This window comes from Streptomyces sp. NPDC028314 (assembly GCF_055565795.1).
Genome location: NZ_JBVHTP010000004.1, coordinates 44958 through 62321 on the forward strand (window position 1 = coordinate 44958; position 17364 = coordinate 62321).

Here is a 17364-nt window from a genome sequence, read left to right on the forward strand (position 1 = left end):
AAGGACGCCATGCGCGCCCAGTTCGTCATGTCGGAGATCGGCGTCGGTCTCCGTCGCAATCTCACCATGACCTTCGCGGTCATCATCTCCGTGGCCCTGTCGCTGGCCCTGTTCGGTGGCTCCCTCCTCATGCGCGACCAGGTCAGCGCGATGAAGGGGTACTGGTACGACAAGGTCAACGTCACGGTCTACCTCTGCAACAAGAGCGACGCGAAGGACGCGGCGGACGCCGCGACCGACGCCGCCGCCAAGGGGAACGCCGGGGCCGGCCCCAAGGGGCCCTGCGCCAAGGGCGCGGTGACCCCCGAGCAGAAGCAGCAGCTCGAAGCCGAGCTCAAGAAGATGGACCTCGTCCAGACCGTCATGTACGAGTCCTCCGACGAGGCCTACAAGCACTACCAGGAGCGGTACGGGGACACCGCGCTGGCCTCGGTCGTCACCCCGGACCAGATGCCCGACTCCTTCCGGGTCAAGCTGAAGGACCCGGAGAAGTACGAGGTCATCACCACCGCCTTCGCCGGGCGGGACGGGGTCCAGTCGGTCCAGGACCAGAACCGCGAGGTGGACAACCTCTTCAAGCTGCTCGGGCTCCTCAATGTGGCCGCGCTCGGCATCATGCTGATCATGCTGATCGTGGCGCTGCTGCTGATCGTCAACACGGTGCGCGTCTCCGCCTTCAGCCGTAGGCGGGAGACCGGCATCATGCGGCTGGTGGGAGCGTCCAGCTTCTACATCCAGGTGCCGTTCATCATGGAGGCGGCCGTCGCCGGCCTGATCGGCGCGACGCTCGCCTGCCTGATGCTGGGGGCCGGCCAGTACTTCGTGATCGACCACGGCGTGATGCTCCGCTCGAAGCTGGAACTGATCAACTTCATCGGGTGGGATTCCGTCGTCACCAAGCTGCCGCTGGTGCTCGTCATCGGTCTGCTGATGCCCTCGCTGGCCGCGTTCATCGCGTTGCGCAAGTACCTGAAGGTGTGACAAGCGCCCCGTGTGCGGTCCGGCCAACCATCCGTGCTGCCGCGGGGCTTGTCCTAGACTCGGCGCCATGCCGGGTCTGCCCGCTCTCTGTCTCCGGCCCCGCGACCTGCGTCGCGGGGCCGTCTTGACGTTGGTCTTCCTCGCGGCCGTCGGTACCGCCGCGAGCACCGGCTGCTGGGAGCGCGCGGCGGGCGCGGACGCGGGGGGCGCACTGGTGGCCCGTACGAGTGACCCCGCCGCCTTATCCGCGCCCCTTCCGCCCGGGGCGGGCACCGCCGACCGGGACGCCGTCGCACGCGCCGCCGCCGAGGCCGTGGCCGAGGGCAAGTCCGGCAAGAAGGCCGCCCAGGAAGTGGTCAGCCGCAGCGGGGACCGCTGGGGCACCGTGTACGACCAGGGCGAGTACGCGGCCTTCGCCGATGACCTCGACGGCCGCTGGACCGGCGTCGGGCTCTGGGCCGAGCGCCTGCCCGACGGCCGGATCGGGGTCGACCGGGTGCAGCCCGGCGGTCCGGCCGCGAGGGCCGGGCTGCGCGGCGGCGACCGGCTGCTGAGCGTGGACGGCCAGGGCGTCACGGGGCTGTCCGTCACCGATGTGGTGGCCCTGCTGCGGGGCGAGGCCGGCACCCCGGTGGTGCTCGGCCTCAGCCGGGACGGCGCCGACCTCACCGAGACCGTCCGCCGGGAGCAGCTGCGGACCGAGCCCGTGACGGTACGGCAGCTCGCGGGCGGCATCACGCTCATCAAGGTCGCCTCGTTCACGCGCGGTTCGGGGGACCGCGTCCGGGCCGCCGTCCGCGCGGCCCCGCCCGGCGCCGGGCTGATGCTGGACCTGCGCGGGAACCCGGGCGGGCTGGTTGCCGAGGCGGTGACGGCCGCCTCCGCGTTCCTGGACGGCGGGCTGGTGGCGACGTACGACGTACGGGGCTCCGAGCGCGCCCTGTACGCGGAGCCCGGCGGGGACACCGCGAGGCCGCTGGTGGCGCTGGTCGACGGGGGCACGATGAGCGCGGCCGAGCTGGTCACGGGCGCCCTCCAGGACCGCGGCCGCGCGGTGACGGTCGGCACCCGCACCTTCGGCAAGGGCTCGGTGCAGATGCCGACGCCGCTCCCGGACGGCTCGGTGGCGGAGCTGACGGTCGGCACGTACCGCACTCCGGCGGGCCGCAGCCTCGACGGCGGCGGCATCACCCCCGACCTCGCGGCGGGCGAGGGGGCCGAGGAGCGGGCCCGCACGGTATTGGGTGGCCTCGGGGTGGGTCCGTAGTGCGAAAATGACCGCACTATGGCTAAGGAAACAGGGCGCAAGATGATCGCCCAGCACAAGAAGGCGCGGCACGACTACACGATCCTCGACACCTACGAGTGCGGTCTCGTGCTCACGGGCACCGAGGTCAAGTCCCTGCGCCAGGGCCGGGCCTCCCTGGTGGACGGCTTCGTGTCGATCGAGGGCGGCGAGGCCTGGCTCTACAACGTGCACGTGCCGGAGTACAGCCAGGGCACGTGGACCAACCACAGCGCGCGGCGCAAGCGGAAGCTCCTCATGCACCGCGAGGAGATCGACAAGCTGGCGCGGAAGGCGGAGGAGTCGGGGCACACGGTCGTACCCCTGTCCCTGTACTTCAAGGACGGCCGCGCGAAGGTCGAGATCGCGCTGGCCAAGGGCAAGAAGGAGTACGACAAGCGGCAGACCCTGCGGGAGAAGCAGGACACCCGCGAGACGAACCGGGCGATCTCGGCCATCCGTCGCAAGCAGCGCGGCACGGTTTAATCGCCTGGCATCCCGTGGTCCACTTCGCGTACCATGGCGTCAGCACCACACGTTCGCGGGTGGGGCACGTTGATAAAAAAACATGGGGATGATCGGTTTCGACAGCGGATGTCGATGCAGGGGAAGCGAGCCGAGGAAGCGGCAATGATCTCGTAAACCATATGTCGCAAAAAATAATCGCCAACTCCAAGAGCGATAACTCCCGCTTCACCCTCGCTGCCTAATAACAGTGAGCTGAAGCCTCTGTGAGGAGCGTCAGCCCGGAAGTGGTCCCGGTCCGGATCCTGGCGTCAATTAGGGATCTAAACCTCTAGCCCCGGTCACGGGGGTTGGAGGGAAACCAAACAGTGACTGAGCCCGTCGGAGACTTGTCCGTGTGATCTCCGGGGCCGAGAAAAGCGCAGCGGAATGCGCTCGGAGAAGCCCTGCTTCTGCACCGTTGGACGCGGGTTCGATTCCCGCCATCTCCACTCATCCCATGTGGGCGAAGGCCCCGCAGCTCCTGCTGCGGGGCCTTCGTCATGCCCGGGGTCTGCGGCGTCAGTAGTGGTAGCGGGCTTTGAGGATCTTCACTTCCTCGTCGTCCGCCCGGTACACGAGCCGGTGTTCGTCGTCGATGCGGCGAGACCAGTAGCCCGACAGTTCGCCCTTCAGCGGCTCGGGCTTGCCGATCCCGGTGAACGGGTCGCGCTGGATCTCGCCGATCAGGCGGGTGATGCGGCGAGCCATCTTCCGGTCGGAGGCGAGCCGGAACAGGAAGTCCTCCCATGCGGCGGGGTCGAAGCGAATGCTCCTCACTCCTCGCCCCCGGCCAGCTCCCTCAGCTCATCCAGATTCCTGGTGACCGTGGACGCGCCTTCGCGGTCGCGACCGACAGCCTCCATCAGCCGCTGGGCGTTGGCAGGGGAGCGCAGCAGATAGACGGTCTCCTGCCAGGAGTCGTAGTCGTCGGCGGACATGAGGACGGCGTCGCCGTTCTTGGAGGTGATGCGCACCGGGCCGTGTCAGCCCTGTGTGTTCAGCGCGCCCGGCGCTGCTGGGTGTGGGCGGCCGCGAGGGCCAGGAGGGCTGCCGCGGCGGGGAGGGCGTAGGACGTCGTGGTGCCGAGGTGTTCGACGGCGGCGCCGGCGGTGGCGGAACCGGCGGCGATGCCCGTCAGGATGGCGGTGACCGCGAGGGTCATGCCCTCGTTGAGGCGGTCCTGCGGGGTGCGGGCGTGGACCTGGGACATGGCCGTCACCATCGTCGGGGCCGTGGCCATGCCCGCCAGGAGGAGGGCCAGGGCCAGCAGGGCGAGCGAGCCGGTGGCCGCCGCGGCCCAGGGCAGGGCCATCGCGGCGCACAGGGCGGCCAGACAGGTGCGCAGCCCGAGGGGGCGCAGGGCGCCGTAGAGCAGGCCCGCGGCGCAGGAGCCGGCCGCCTGGAGGGCCAGGACCAGGCCGGAGGCGGCGCCGAGGCCGTGTGCGTCGAGGTGGGCGATCGAGGTGACCTCCAGCGAGCCGAAGATCATGCCGGTGGCCGTGAAGAGCCCGAGGAGGGGCAGGAGGGCGCGCAGCGGCGAGGTCGAGGGCGCCGGGCGGACTCCCGTGGGCGGCGGCTCCGTGGCCCGCTGCGCGGTGAAGACCAGCATGCCGGTGAGCAGCAGGGCGGCGGCGGTGAGCGTGCCCGCCTCCGGGAAGGCGAGCGTGCACAGGGACGCGGCGACGACCGGCCCGAGCATGAAGCAGAGCTCGTCGGCGGCCTGCTCGAAGGACATCGCCGTGTGGTGCTCGCGCGGGGAGCCGCGCAGCAGCAGGGTCCAGCGGGCCCGGGACATGCCGCCGATGTTGGGGGTGGTGGCCGTCGCCGCGTACGAGGCGAACAGGGTCCACGCCGGAGCGTCCCAGCGGACGCAGGCGATCAGGGACAGCGAGCCGAGCACCGCGACCAGGGTGGCCGGGACGGCGATCCTGGCCTGCCCGAACCGGTCGACCAGCCGGGCCGTCCAGGGCGCCACCAGCGCGGTGGCGGCGAGGCCGGTGGCGGTGACCGCCCCGGCGAGGGCGTACGAGCCGCGCTGCCCCGCGATCATCATCACCGCGCTGATCCCGAACATGCCCATCGGGAGGCGGGCGATGAGGTTCCCGGCGGTGAAGGCGCGGGTGCCGGGCAGGGCGAAGAGGCGGCGGTACGGGCCGGGGGCGCGGGGCGGGCGGGGCGGGGCGGCCAGGACCAGGGTGGAGCCGGTGACGGTCATCAGGGGGGTCGCGGAGATCGTTGCGGGCATGGACCAAGGCTGCGGGCGGGGCCGGAGCGGCGTCCAACACCTGTTCAGGGGCGATTGACCGCTTTCCGTTGTTAGTCTCCCGGGGTGACCTCCCGTGATCTGGAACCCCGGCTGCTGCGCGGATTCGTGGCCGTGGCCGAGGAGCTGCACTTCTCCCGCGCCGCCGCCCGCCTCTACGTCGCCCAGCAGGCCCTGAGCCGGGACGTCCGGCGGCTCGAAGAGCGGCTGGGCACGGGGCTGTTCGTACGGACGACCCGGGCCGTGGAGCTCACCGCCGACGGGGAGCGGCTGCTGCCGCTGGCCCGCAGGGTGCTGGGCGCGCACGCGGAACTGGCCGCGGCCTTCGCCGAGCCCGGACCGCTGCTGGTCGACCTCAACACCGACGGGCCGAGCTCCGGGCGCACCGTGCTGGAGCGGGCCCGCGAACTCGCCCCGGGCTGCGAGCTGATGGCCCGCTTCGAGAGCGGGCTGACGCACGCCGCGGCGGAGGTGGCCGCCGGGCGCCTCGACGTGTCCTTCGGCTACGCGCACGGGCTGGAGCCGGCGCTGCGCGCCCGCCTCGCGCACCTGCCCGTACGGTACGAGCCGCTCGCCGTGCTGCTGCCCGACGGGCACCCGCTGGCGGCGCGGCAGGACGTACCGCTGGAGGCGCTGGCCGGGGAGAGCGTCTACGCCGGGGCCGGCAATCCCCGCACCCTGGAGTGGACCGGGCTGGCGCGGGAGCTGTTCGCGGGGCGCGGCATCGGGCTGGCGCCGCCCGCGCCGGTGGCGGTAGGCAAGGAGGAGTTCGGGCGGGTCATGGCCAAGACCCGCAACCCGGTCCTGGTGACCGTCGACTTCACCGACATGCCCGGCTGCGCGAAACGGCCCCTGGTCGCCCCCGTGCCGCTGTCCCCGCTGTCGATGGTCTGGCGCAAGGGCTTCCGGCACCCGGGGCTGGACGCCCTCGCCCGGGCGGCCGCCGAGCTCGCGGGGGAGCGCGGGTGGCTGGACGTACCGGCCGGGAGCTGGCTCCCGGCGGCGCTCACAGGCGGCTCCGGCGGCGGGTGAGTGCAAGGTTTCCCGGCGGTCATCCGGCGGGGACCGGGGTGGAAACGCGCCGTTCCTACGGTCGTCACCAAGGACGCGACAGCTGTGGAGGCGTGTGATGACCGGTACGACCGCACCGCGCAAGGGGGGCCGCTGGATCGAGCGGTGGGATCCCGAGGACGAGACGTTCTGGAAGGAGACCGGGGAGCGGATCGCCCGGCGCAACCTCCTCTACTCCGTGCTCTCCGAGCACATCGGGTTCTCCATCTGGTCGCTGTGGTCCGTGATGGTGCTCTTCATGGGCCCCGAGTACGGGATCGACCCGGCCGGCAAGTTCGCCCTGATCGCCACTGCCACGGCCGTCGGCGCCCTCGTCCGGATCCCCTACACGTTCGCCGTGGCCCGGTTCGGCGGGCGCAACTGGACCGTCGTCAGCGCCCTGCTGCTGCTCGCGCCGACCGTGGCCGCACTGGTGGTCATGGAGCCCGGCACGCCGTACGGCACCTTCCTCGCCGTCGCCGCCCTGACCGGCGTGGGCGGCGGCAACTTCGCCTCCTCCATGACCAACATCAACGCCTTCTTCCCGCTGCGGCGCAAGGGCTGGGCGCTCGGGCTGAACGCGGGCGGCGGGAACATCGGCGTACCGGTGGTGCAGCTCGTCGCCCTGCTGGTCATCGGGACCGCCGGGGCCGCCCACCCCCGGCTGCTGCTCGCCGTCTACCTCCCGCTGATCGTGGCCGCGGCCGCGCTGGCGCTGGTGCGGATGGACAACCTGGCGCCCGTACGGGGAGACGCGGGCGCGGTGCGGGAGGCGGCGCGGGACGCCCACACCTGGATCATGGCGTTCCTGTACGTCGGCACCTTCGGGTCCTTCATCGGCTACAGCTTCGCCTTCGGCCTGGTGCTCCAGACGCAGTTCGGGCGGACCCCGCTCCAGGCCGCCTCGCTGACCTTCGTCGGTCCGCTGCTCGGCTCGCTGGTGCGGCCGGTGGGCGGCGCGCTCGCGGACCGGCTGGGCGGGGCCCGGATCACCCTGGCGGCCTTCTTGGCGATGGCGGCCGCGACCGGGGTGGTCGTACTGGCCTCCGTACGGGAGTCGCTCGCGGTGTTCCTGGTGGGCTTCGTGGCGCTGTTCGCGCTGAGCGGCATCGGCAACGGCTCCACGTACAAGATGATCCCCGGCATCTTCCAGGCCAAGGCTCTGGCCCGGGGCATGAGCGGCGAGGAGGCGGCCGCCTGCGGGCGGCGGCTGTCCGGGGCCTCGATGGGCCTGATCGGGGCCGTCGGCGCGCTCGGCGGACTCGGCATCAACCTGGTCTTCCGGGAGGCGTTCCTGAGCTCCGGGTCCGGGACGGCCGCCTTCGTGACCTTCCTCGGCTTCTACGCCGCGTGCTGCGCGGTGACGTGGGCGGTATACCTTCGCCGCCCCGCCGCCGCGGCGGTACCGGGGCCCCAGGAAGTGGGGAAACCGCAGCTCACCTCCGTGTAACGGTGGTTAACGGCCACGAAATACGGCTGAACCGAGCCTGACACGGCGACTTGGCAGGCTCGGCACCCGCTACGCGTAACCCCTCGGGCAAGTCAGGACACCACCATGGACGCTACGGACACCGGCCCCCTCTCCGGATTCACCGTCGGGGTGACCGCCGCCCGGCGGGCCGACGAGCTGATCGCCCTGCTGCGCCGGCGGGGGGCGTCCGTGCTGCACGCGCCCGCCCTGCGGATCGTGCCGCTGGCCGACGACGGCGAACTCCTCGCCGCCACCAAGGAGCTCATCCACTGCGCACCGGACGCGGTGGTGGCCACCACCGCCATCGGCTTCCGGGGCTGGATCGAGGCGGCCGACGGATGGGGGATCGGCGAGGAGCTGCTCGCCCGGCTGCGCGGCACCGAACTGCTGGCCCGCGGACCGAAGGTGAAGGGGGCCGTACGGGCCGCCGGGCTGGTGGAGGCCTGGTCCCCGCGGTCGGAATCGCTCGCCGAGGTGCTGGACCGGCTGCTCGCGGGGGGAGTGGCCGGGCGGCGCATCGCGCTCCAGCTGCACGGGGAACCGCTGCCCGGGTTCGTCGAGACGCTGCGGGCGGGCGGGGCCGACGTGGTGGTGGTCCCGGTGTACCGGTGGATGCCGCCGCAGGACCTCGGGCCGCTGGACCGGCTGCTCGACGCGGTGGCCTCCGGCGGGCTGGACGCCGTCAGCTTCACCTCCGCCCCGGCCGCGGCCTCGCTGCTGTCCCGGGCGGACCGGCTCGGGATGCGGGAGGCGGTGCTGGACGGGCTGCGCGGGAACGTGCTGTCGGCGTGCGTGGGCCCGGTCACCGCGCTGCCCCTCCAGGCGGAGGGGGTGCCCACGGTGCAGCCCGAGCGGTTCCGGCTGGGGCCGCTGGTGCAACTGCTCTGCCAGGAGCTGCCGGGCCGGGCGCGGGTGCTGCCGGTCGCCGGGCACCGGCTGGAGATCCGCGGCCACGGGGTGCTGGTCGACGCCGAGCTGCGGACCGTACCGCCGGCCGGGATGGCCCTGCTGCAGGCGCTGGCGCGGCGGCCCGGGTGGGTCGTGGGCCGGGCGGAACTGCTGAGGGTGCTGCCGGGGGCGGGGCGCGACGAGCACGCCGTGGAGACGGCGATGGCGCGGCTGAGGGTGGCGCTGGGGGCGCCGAGGCTGATCCAGACGGTGGTCAAGCGCGGGTACCGGCTGTCGGTGGACGCCGGTGCCTCCGGCGGTACGGACGGCTGCGGGGTGCCGCCGGCGCGGCCCGTCGGCTAGCGTGCCGGGATGATCATCGACGGGGTGGAGATGAGGGGCGTCCGGATTGGGGACGCCGCCGGGCTGGCCGAGGCGCTCGGGCGCAACCGGGCGTACCTGGCGCCCTACGAGCCGTACCGGAGCGAGGAGTTCTACACCGAGGCGGGCCAGCGGGCCCGGGTGGAGGGGCTGCTGGCCGAGCGGGACGGGGGACGCCTCGTACCGTTCGTCCTGGTCGCCGGGGACGCGCCGGTCGGGGTGATCAACCTCGGCGACATCGTCCTCGGCCCGCTTCGCAGCGCGGGCGTCGGCTACTGGGTCGACCAGGGGTGGGCCGGCAAGGGGCTGGCCACCGCCGCGCTGGAGGAGGTCTGCAGGCTCGCCCGGGACGAGTACGGGCTGCACCGGGTCGAGGCCGGGACCCTGGTCGACAACCTGGCCTCGCAGCGGGTGCTGGCCAAGGCCGGCTTCGAGCAGTACGGGCTCGCGCCCCGGTACCTCCACATCGCCGGAGCCTGGCGCGACCACCGCCTCTTCCAGCGGCTCCTGCACGACGACCCGCCCGCCCCGTAGCCGTCCGCCCTCTAGCCGGGTGGCCACGGGACGGGCACTCTGGGGAGGCGGCCCACGGCAACCGAGGCGGTGACCGGTATGTGGTTCGACTCCGGGCGGGTCTGCCTGGACCTGGTGGCCACCTTCGCTGCCCACCAGCACACCGAAGGCATCCGCGACGGCGACGAGCTGCGCCTGTGGCTCGTCGGGGCCGGGCTGGTGCCCGACCGGACCCCGCTCGGGCGGCTGGGGCCCGACTGGGTCCAGGCCTTCCGGGCACTGCGCGCCGACGTGGAGAGCCTCGTACGGGCCGAGCTGGACGGCGCCGGCCCCGAGGAGGAGGCCCTGGCCCGGGTCAACGCGGCGGCCGCCGGTCCACCCCCGGGCCTGTGTGCCGTTCGGGACCAAGAAGGTCACCTCGTACGGGAGTTGTGCGGCGGGGTGGAGTGCGCCGGGCTGCTCGCCGCCGTGGCCCGGGACGCGGTGGAGCTGCTCACCGACCCGGGCGACCGGGCCCTGCTGCGCGCCTGCGAGGGGGAGGGCTGCGCCCGGGTCTACCTCGACACGTCGAGGGGGCACCGGCGGCGCTGGTGCTCCAGCGAGCTGTGCGGCAACCGGGAGCGCGTCGCCCGGCACCGGCGCAGGGTGCTGGCCGGCGGATCGGCGTAGGCCGGCCCCATCCTGGCGGACGGCGGATGCCGCCGTTCGTAGTGATCTACGAACGGTCCCGGAACGGGCGTGCGGACAAGGCCCTGGTTCGCGTACGGTTGACGGTCGCCCATGCACGTCAGAAGGGGGCCTTGGTGGCCGCGCAGAATGCCGCTGTCGACAGCACGGCGGATTCCGTCCGCGATCGGGAGATCGCGGTCGAGCAGACGCATCTCGATCACGTGTACCGACGCCTTGAGGAGAAGATCCACGAGGCCGAGTTCCTGATGAACGACGCCGCCAAGCGCGGGCAGGTCGGTACGCCCGGCGCGCTCGCCGAGCGCGACGCGCAGGTCTTCCGCGCGGGGATCCACCTCAACCGGCTCAACAACGAGTTCGAGGACTTCCTGTTCGGCCGGATCGACCTGGTCCTCGGCAAGGACGGGGAGCGCGGCCCGGACGGCGCGTACACCTCCGTCGAGCCCGCCGACGACGCGATCCGCGCCGACCTCACCGCCGACATCGCCGAGACCCTGCACATCGGGCGGATCGGCGTACTCGACTCCGACTACGCGCCGCTCGTCATCGACTGGCGCGCGCCGGCGGCCGCGCCGTTCTACCGGTCCACCCCGAAGGATCCGGGCCGGGTCGTACGCCGCCGCGTGATCCGCTCCAAGGGCCGCAAGGTGCTCGGCGTCGAGGACGACCTGATGCGCCCCGAGGTCACCGCCTCGCTGGATGGGCAGGAGCTGCCCGCCATCGGCGACGGCGCCCTGATGGCCGCCCTCGGGCGGGCCCGTACGCACTCCATGCGGGACATCGTCTCCTCGATCCAGGCCGAGCAGGACCTGGTCATCCGGGCACCCGCCGCGTCGGTCGCGGAGGTGGCGGGCGGACCCGGCACCGGCAAGACGGCCGTCGCCCTGCACCGGGCCGCGTACCTCCTCTACCAGGACCGGCGGCGCTACTCCGGCGGCATCCTGATCGTCTCCCCGACCCCGCTGCTCGTCGCGTACACCGAGGGCGTGCTGCCCTCGCTCGGCGAGGAGGGCCAGGTCGCCATCCGGGCGCTGGGCTCGCTCGTCGACGGGGCCGAGGCGACCACGTACGACGACCCGGGCGTGGCCCGGATCAAGGGCTCCTCCCGGATGCTCAAGGTGCTGCGCAAGGCGGTACGGGGCGCCCTGGAGCTGGGCGGGGCCCCGGACCGGCTGCGGGTGGTGGCCTTCGGGCGGCGCCAGGAGCTGGAGTCCGAGGAGCTCAACCGGATCCGGCAGAACGCGCTCAGCGGCACCGCCCCGGTGAACCTGCTGCGCCCGCGCGCCCGCAAGCTGCTGCTCGACGCCCTGTACGCGAAGTCGGGGGCGAACGGCAGGCACAGCGACCCGGAGCTCGCCGCGGAGCTGCGGTCCGCCTTCGACGAGGACATCTCGACGGAGGACGCGTTCATCGACTTCCTCGACGCCTGGTGGCCCGAGCTCACCCCGCGCGGGGTGCTCGCCTCCATGGCCGACGAGCGCAAGCTGGGCCGCTGGTCGCGCCGGGACCTGAACCCGCGCGAGACCCGACAGCTGGCGCGCTCGCTGCGGCGGGTCGGCCCGGAGGGCAAGGGGCCGCTGTCGGTGCACGACGTGGCGCTGCTCGACGAGCTCCAGCAGCTGCTGGGGGCGCCCGCGCGGCCGAAGCGCAAGCGCGAGCTCAACCCCCTGGACCAGCTGAGCGGGCTGGAGGAGCTGATGCCCACCCGCGAGGAGACCCAGTGGGAGCGGGCCGAGCGGCTCGCGGCGGAGCGCACCGAGTACGCGCACGTGATCGTGGACGAGGCCCAGGACCTGACGCCCATGCAGTGGCGGATGGTGGGCCGCCGGGGCCGGATGGGCACCTGGACGGTGGTCGGCGACCCGGCGCAGTCCTCCTGGACGGATCCGCAGGAGGCCGCGGCGGCGCGCGACGAGGCGCTGGGGTCGAGGCCGCGGCGGCGGTTCACCCTGACCGTGAACTACCGCAACCCGGCCGAGGTGGCCGAGGTGGCGGCCCGGGTGCTGAAGCTGGCGATGCCGGGGATGGAGCCGCCGAGCGCGGTGCGCTCCACGGGCCTGGAGCCGCGTTTCACGGCCGTCGGGGGGGATCTGGGAGAAACGGTCCGGGAGGAGACCCGGCGGCTCCTGGAGCAGGTGGACGGGACCGTGGGCGTGGTCGTGGCCATGGACCGCCGGGCCGAGGCGGCCGGGTGGCTGGCGGACCTGGGCGAGCGGGCCGTGGCGCTGGGCAGCCTGGAGGCGAAGGGACTGGAGTACGACGCCACGGTGGTGGTCTCCCCGGCGGAGATCGCCGACGAGTCCGCGGCCGGGCTGCGGGTGCTGTACGTGGCCCTGACGCGCGCGACGCAGCAGCTGACGGTGGTCTCCGCGCCCCGGGACGCCCCGGACGCCTCCGGCGTTCCGGCGCTCCTCCAGCCGTAGGCATCCGGCAGCCGTAGCCATCCGGCCACCGGTCCCGTCCCGGCCATCCGCCCGTCCCGGCCACCGGTCCCGTCCCGGCCATCGGTCCGTCCGGCCATCGGTCCGTCCGGGCCTCGGCCGGGCGATGGGCCGGATGGCCCGCGGCCAAGGGCGTGGTCCCCGAGAGAAGTCCCCGGAGGGGGGATCGCTTCCGGCGATCCTTTGTTAGCCTGGTTACGACACCGGCTCGATCCAAGCCCCCGGGCCCAACCTTCGTCGCTTAGAGCGACCACTTGCCGCGAGGCGAGCATGGCGGGTCGGTGTCGTAGACGTAGGCAAAACAGGTCTGCCCCGGCGCTTCGGCGTCGGGGCAGACCTGTTTTGCGTGGCCGGAAACCCTTCCGAGACCCCATCAAATCTCGTATGGTGGAAATGTCTTTCCGAAATTTGTAGCTGGTTACCTTGTACCGGCTGGTAGGTGGGACGATCAGACAACAGGTCCTGCCGCACCTGCCGTGTAGCGGGGCCCTGTGCGTACAGAAAAACCAGGGACAGAAGAGGAACACGGCCATGGCAACGGCGCCCAGCGTCTCGTACTCGATGACGGTCCGCCTGGAAGTGCCCGCGAGCGGAACCGCGGTCTCCCAGCTCACCACCGCGGTGGAGTCCTCCGGAGGCTCGGTCACCGGCCTCGACGTGACCGCGTCGGGTCACGAGAAGCTCCGCATCGACGTCACCATCGCCGCGACCTCCACCGCGCACGCCGACGAGATCGTCGAGAAGCTGCGCGGCATCGAGGGCGTCAGTCTTGGCAAGGTCTCCGACCGAACCTTCCTGATGCACCTCGGCGGAAAGATCGAGATGGCGTCCAAGCACCCCATCCGCAACCGTGACGACCTCTCGATGATCTACACCCCGGGCGTGGCCCGCGTGTGCATGGCGATCGCCGAGAACCCCGAGGACGCGCGCCGCCTCACCATCAAGCGCAACTCCGTCGCAGTCGTGACGGACGGCTCCGCCGTGCTGGGTCTCGGCAACATCGGCCCGATGGCCGCGCTGCCCGTCATGGAGGGCAAGGCGGCCCTCTTCAAGCGCTTCGCGGGCATCGACGCGTGGCCGATCTGCCTCGACACCCAGGACTCCGACGAGATCGTCGCGATCGTCAAGGCGATCGCCCCGGGCTTCGCCGGCATCAACCTGGAGGACATCTCCGCGCCGCGCTGCTTCGAGATCGAGGCCCGCCTGCGCGAGGCCCTCGACATCCCCGTCTTCCACGACGACCAGCACGGCACCGCCATCGTCGTCCTCGCCGCCCTCACCAACGCACTGCGCGTGGTGGGCAAGGCAGTTGGCGATGTGAAGGTCGTCATGTCGGGCGCCGGCGCGGCCGGTACGGCCATCCTCAAGCTGCTCCTCGCGGCGGGCGTGAAGAACGCCGTCAGCGCCGACATCCACGGCGTCGTGCACGCGGGCCGCCCCGACCTCGTCGACGCGGCGCCGGACTCCCCGCTGCGCTGGATCGCCGACAACACCAACCCCGAGGGCTATACGGGCACCCTCAAGGAGGCCGTGGTCGGCGCCGACGTCTTCATCGGCGTCTCGGCCCCGAACGTGCTGTCCGGCGAGGACGTGGCCGCCATGGCCGAGGGCGCCATCGTGTTCGCGCTCGCGAACCCGGACCCCGAGGTGGACCCGGCCGTGGCCCGTCAGACGGCCGCCGTCGTGGCCACGGGCCGCTCGGACTTCCCGAACCAGATCAACAACGTGCTGGTCTTCCCGGGCGTCTTCCGCGGCCTGCTGGACGCCCAGTCCCGCACCGTGAACACCGACATGATGCTGGCCGCCGCGAGCGCGCTGGCGGACGTCGTCGGCGAGGACGAGCTGAACGCGAACTACATCATCCCGTCCGTCTTCAACGACAAGGTCGCCGGCGCGGTCGCCGGAGCCGTCCGCAAGGCCGCCTCCAGCGCCGTGTAGGGCGCTGTGACCGCCCTCACGGCCCCGTGATTCCGGCGCGTCGCGAGATGCGGGCCCGCCCGGCCGCCTCTAGGGTTGCGGGGATGCCCGCGTGGCCCGCGGTCCGCATCCACCGGAACGGAACCACAGGTGCGGACGGAGCGTCACCGCGGCGTGACTGTGGCGCTTTTCGTGTGACCCTGGCGGGTGCCGGATTGGCTTTCCCGCCGCTGGTGGGGGCAGGATGCGTAACCGGGCGAGAGGGTCTGACGTTCAGACCCGGGTCCGGGGACTGTCCGAGGGCCCTGGCAGCATCGGCTTCGATCTCACGCCTCTAAGGCAAGTTGAACACGGGAGTACAACATGAACCGCAGTGAGCTGGTGGCCGCTCTGTCCGAGCGCGCCGAGGTGACCCGCAAGGACGCCGACGCCGTTCTGGCCGCGCTCGCCGAGACCGTCGGCGAGATCGTCGCCAAGGGCGACGAGAAGGTCACCATCCCCGGCTTCCTGACCTTCGAGCGCACCCACCGTGCCGCTCGCACCGCGCGCAACCCGCAGACCGGCGACCCCATCCAGATCCCGGCCGGCTACAGCGTGAAGGTCTCCGCGGGCTCCAAGCTCAAGGAAGCCGCCAAGGGCAAGTAGTCCGCCCTTGTGCCGAGGGCCGCACAGGCCCCCGGGACGGCAGCAGTACGTTGCAGTGACACAAGCCGAAGGGCGGCCACCCCGCAGTGGGGTGGCCGCCCTTCGGGCTGTCCAGGGGCCCCTGAGGGCCCCTGGGGCGCGTTGCTAGACGAGATCGCCGTTCGGGAGCTCGACCTTGGCGCCGAGCTCCACGAGCTTCTCCATGAAGTTCTCGTAGCCGCGGTTGATCAGGTCGATGCCGTGCACGCGCGAGGTGCCCTCGGCGGCCAGCGCCGCGATGAGGTACGAGAACCCGCCGCGCAGGTCGGGGATGACCAGGTCGGCGCCCTGCAGCTTGGTGGGGCCGGAGACGACCGCCGAGTGCAGGAAGTTGCGCTGGCCGAACCGGCACGCCGAGCCGCCCAGGCACTCCCGGTACAGCTGGATGTGTGCGCCCATCTGGTTGAGCGCGGAGGTGAATCCCAGCCGGGACTCGTAGACCGTCTCGTGGACGATCGACAGGCCCGAGGCCTGCGTCAGCGCGACGACCAGCGGCTGCTGCCAGTCGGTCTGGAAGCCGGGGTGCACGTCCGTCTCCAGCGCGATGGCCTTCAGCGGGCCGCCCGGGTGCCAGAAGCGGATGCCCTCGTCGTCGATCTCGAAGGCACCGCCGACCCGCCGGAAGGTGTTCAGGAAGGTCATCATCGAGCGCTGCTGCGCCCCGCGGACGTAGATGTTGCCGCCGGTCGCCAGGGCCGCGGAAGCCCACGAGGCGGCCTCCAGGCGGTCCGGGAGCGCCTTGTGGTTGTAGCCGGTGAGCTCGTCCACACCGGTAATCCGGATGGTCCGGTCGGTGTCGACGGAGATGATCGCGCCCATCTTCTGCAGTACGCAGATGAGGTCCTCGATCTCGGGCTCCACGGCGGCGTTGCTGAGCTCGGTGACGCCCTCGGCCAGGACGGCCGTCAGCAGCACCTGCTCGGTCGAGCCGACGGACGGGTACGGCAGGCGGATCTTGCAGCCGCGCAGGCGCTGCGGGGCTTCCAGGTACTGGCCGCCTTCGCGCTTCTCGATGGTCGCGCCGAACTGGCGGAGCACGTCGAAGTGGAAGTCGATCGGACGGCCGCCGATGTCGCATCCGCCGAGGCCGGGGATGAAGGCGTGGCCGAGGCGGTGCAGCAGGGGGCCGCAGAAGAGGATCGGGATCCGGGAGGAACCCGCGTGGGCATCGATGTCGGCGACGTTCGCGCTCTCGACGTACGTGGGGTCGAGGACCAGTTCGCCCGGCTCCTCGCCGGGGCGGACGGTCACCCCGTGGAGCTGGAGCAGACCGCGGACGACCCGGACGTCACGGATGTCGGGAACATTGCGCAGCCGGCTGGGCGCGCTGCCGAGCAGAGCGGCCACCATGGCCTTCGGCACGAGGTTCTTCGCGCCGCGGACACGGATCTCGCCCTCGAGCGGGGTACCGCCGTGGACAAGCAGGACATCGTCTGAGCCGGTCATGGATCTCGCGTTCCGGAGAGGGGTGGGCGGGGGGCCAGTGAAAAGGGTAAGGGTCACCACCCCCTTGTTTGTATGGCTGACGCGGCCGTAGGACTGTCATGAATTCGGTACAGCACCCTGAGTGCCCGGGCCATTGCGGAGTGTCGCATTCCGGGCGCTCCGCGGGCGCGCGCTCCTTCCTGCCGCGGTGCGCCCTGAGCTGCGGACGATCCGATCGCGCCGCCCGCTCCCCCCGAAGGGCGAATGTGCGAGATCATGTCGGCATGACCGAGGTGTCCTCCCTCACAGGGCGGTTGCTCGTGGCCACCCCCGCCCTCGCGGACCCGAATTTCGACCGCGCGGTGGTGCTGCTGCTCGACCACGACGAGCAGGGCTCGCTGGGCGTCGTCCTCAACCGGCCCACGCCGGTGGGCGTCGTCGACATCCTGCTGCCCTGGGCTCCGCTGGCCGGCGACCCGGGGGTGGTGTTCCAGGGCGGGCCGGTCGGGCTGGACTCGGCTCTCGGGGTGGCGGTGATCCCGGGCGAGGAGGGGCCGTTGGGCTGGCGCCGGGTGCACGGCGCGATCGGGCTGGTCGACCTGGAGACCCCGCCCGAGCTGCTGGCCGCCGCGCTGGGCGGCCTGCGGATCTTCGCCGGCTACTCCGGATGGGGGCCGGGCCAGCTGGAGATCGAGCTGGGCGACGGGGCCTGGTACGTCGTGGATTCCGAACCGGGTGACATCTCCTTCCCGGACCCCGAACGGCTCTGGAGGGCGGTGCTCCGCCGTCAGCGCAACGAGCTCGCGATGGTCGCCACCTATCCCGACGACCCGTCGCTGAACTGACCCGCGCGCGGGTCGGTACCCTGGCT

General features: G+C 72.2%; 15 protein-coding genes, 1 other RNA gene and 1 pseudogene. 13 read left to right on the top strand and 4 right to left on the bottom strand.

Translation table 11 applies throughout. The annotated features are described in order from the left end of the window. Positions 1–9: 9 nt before the first annotated feature. From ftsX to ssrA, 4 genes are all read left to right on the top strand, one after another. On the top strand, positions 10–981 hold the full coding sequence (gene ftsX, locus ACZ4TG_RS11110) for a permease-like cell division protein FtsX (protein ID WP_468161558.1): 972 nt from the start codon (positions 10–12) through the stop codon (positions 979–981). A gap of 67 nt (positions 982–1048) precedes the next feature. Then, positions 1049–2248, top strand: a complete 1200-nt coding sequence (locus ACZ4TG_RS11115) for a S41 family peptidase (protein ID WP_468161560.1) — start codon at positions 1049–1051, stop codon at positions 2246–2248. An 18-nt stretch (positions 2249–2266) separates the two neighbouring features. After that, positions 2267–2752, top strand: a complete 486-nt coding sequence (gene smpB, locus ACZ4TG_RS11120) for an SsrA-binding protein SmpB (protein ID WP_468161562.1) — start codon at positions 2267–2269, stop codon at positions 2750–2752. A gap of 84 nt (positions 2753–2836) precedes the next feature. Continuing rightward, positions 2837–3225, top strand: a transfer-messenger RNA (tmRNA) gene (ssrA, locus tag ACZ4TG_RS11125). 67 nt (positions 3226–3292) lie between these two features. Here the strand turns inward: ssrA and ACZ4TG_RS11130 are convergent. The 3 genes and pseudogenes from ACZ4TG_RS11130 to ACZ4TG_RS11140 form a co-directional block, all read right to left on the bottom strand. Then, on the bottom strand, positions 3293–3550 hold the full coding sequence (locus ACZ4TG_RS11130) for a Txe/YoeB family addiction module toxin (protein WP_468161564.1): 258 nt from the start codon (positions 3548–3550) through the stop codon (positions 3293–3295). After that, positions 3547–3756: pseudogene (locus ACZ4TG_RS11135) on the bottom strand (type II toxin-antitoxin system Phd/YefM family antitoxin); the annotation flags it as partial. The pseudogene ACZ4TG_RS11135 and the gene ACZ4TG_RS11130, both read right to left, overlap by 4 nt. A gap of 14 nt (positions 3757–3770) precedes the next feature. Beyond that, positions 3771–5018 (bottom strand): MFS transporter, encoded by a 1248-nt coding sequence (locus ACZ4TG_RS11140; RefSeq protein ID WP_468161566.1) that lies wholly within the window; start codon positions 5016–5018, stop codon positions 3771–3773. 84 nt (positions 5019–5102) lie between these two features. Between ACZ4TG_RS11140 and ACZ4TG_RS11145 the strand changes: the two genes are divergently transcribed. The 8 genes from ACZ4TG_RS11145 (at position 5103) to ACZ4TG_RS11180 (ending at position 15029) form a co-directional block, all read left to right on the top strand. Next, positions 5103–6068, top strand: a complete 966-nt coding sequence (locus ACZ4TG_RS11145) for a LysR family transcriptional regulator (protein ID WP_468161568.1) — start codon at positions 5103–5105, stop codon at positions 6066–6068. 97 nt (positions 6069–6165) lie between these two features. Continuing rightward, positions 6166–7536 carry a nitrate/nitrite transporter gene (locus ACZ4TG_RS11150; protein ID WP_468161570.1) on the top strand — a complete coding sequence of 457 codons (1371 nt, stop codon included), beginning with the start codon at positions 6166–6168 and terminating at the stop codon, positions 7534–7536. 105 nt (positions 7537–7641) lie between these two features. Beyond that, positions 7642–8808, top strand: a complete 1167-nt coding sequence (locus ACZ4TG_RS11155; protein ID WP_468161572.1) for a uroporphyrinogen-III synthase — start codon at positions 7642–7644, stop codon at positions 8806–8808. A gap of 9 nt (positions 8809–8817) precedes the next feature. Beyond that, positions 8818–9360 carry a GNAT family N-acetyltransferase gene (locus ACZ4TG_RS11160; RefSeq protein WP_468161574.1) on the top strand — a complete coding sequence of 181 codons (543 nt, stop codon included), beginning with the start codon at positions 8818–8820 and terminating at the stop codon, positions 9358–9360. Positions 9361–9438: 78 nt separating this feature from the next. After that, entirely contained in the window at positions 9439–10008 is a 570-nt protein-coding gene (locus ACZ4TG_RS11165; RefSeq protein WP_468161576.1) for a CGNR zinc finger domain-containing protein, read from the top strand. Positions 10009–10142: 134 nt separating this feature from the next. Then, positions 10143–12449, top strand: coding sequence for a HelD family protein (locus ACZ4TG_RS11170; protein WP_468161578.1), 2307 nt, complete (start codon positions 10143–10145; stop codon positions 12447–12449). Positions 12450–12998: 549 nt separating this feature from the next. Continuing rightward, a complete protein-coding gene (locus tag ACZ4TG_RS11175; protein WP_468161580.1) occupies positions 12999–14405 on the top strand; it encodes an NAD-dependent malic enzyme in 1407 nt (468 codons plus the stop codon). 342 nt (positions 14406–14747) lie between these two features. Then, positions 14748–15029 (top strand): HU family DNA-binding protein, encoded by a 282-nt coding sequence (locus ACZ4TG_RS11180; protein WP_007264399.1) that lies wholly within the window; start codon positions 14748–14750, stop codon positions 15027–15029. Positions 15030–15173: 144 nt separating this feature from the next. Here ACZ4TG_RS11180 and murA read toward each other — a convergent pair whose 3' ends face one another. Beyond that, positions 15174–16514, bottom strand: coding sequence for a UDP-N-acetylglucosamine 1-carboxyvinyltransferase (gene murA, locus ACZ4TG_RS11185; protein ID WP_468161582.1), 1341 nt, complete (start codon positions 16512–16514; stop codon positions 15174–15176). A 263-nt stretch (positions 16515–16777) separates the two neighbouring features. Here murA and ACZ4TG_RS11190 point away from each other — a divergent pair, with 263 nt between their 5' ends. Next, positions 16778–17338, top strand: a complete 561-nt coding sequence (locus ACZ4TG_RS11190) for a YqgE/AlgH family protein (protein WP_468161584.1) — start codon at positions 16778–16780, stop codon at positions 17336–17338. Positions 17339–17364 lie beyond the last annotated feature (26 nt).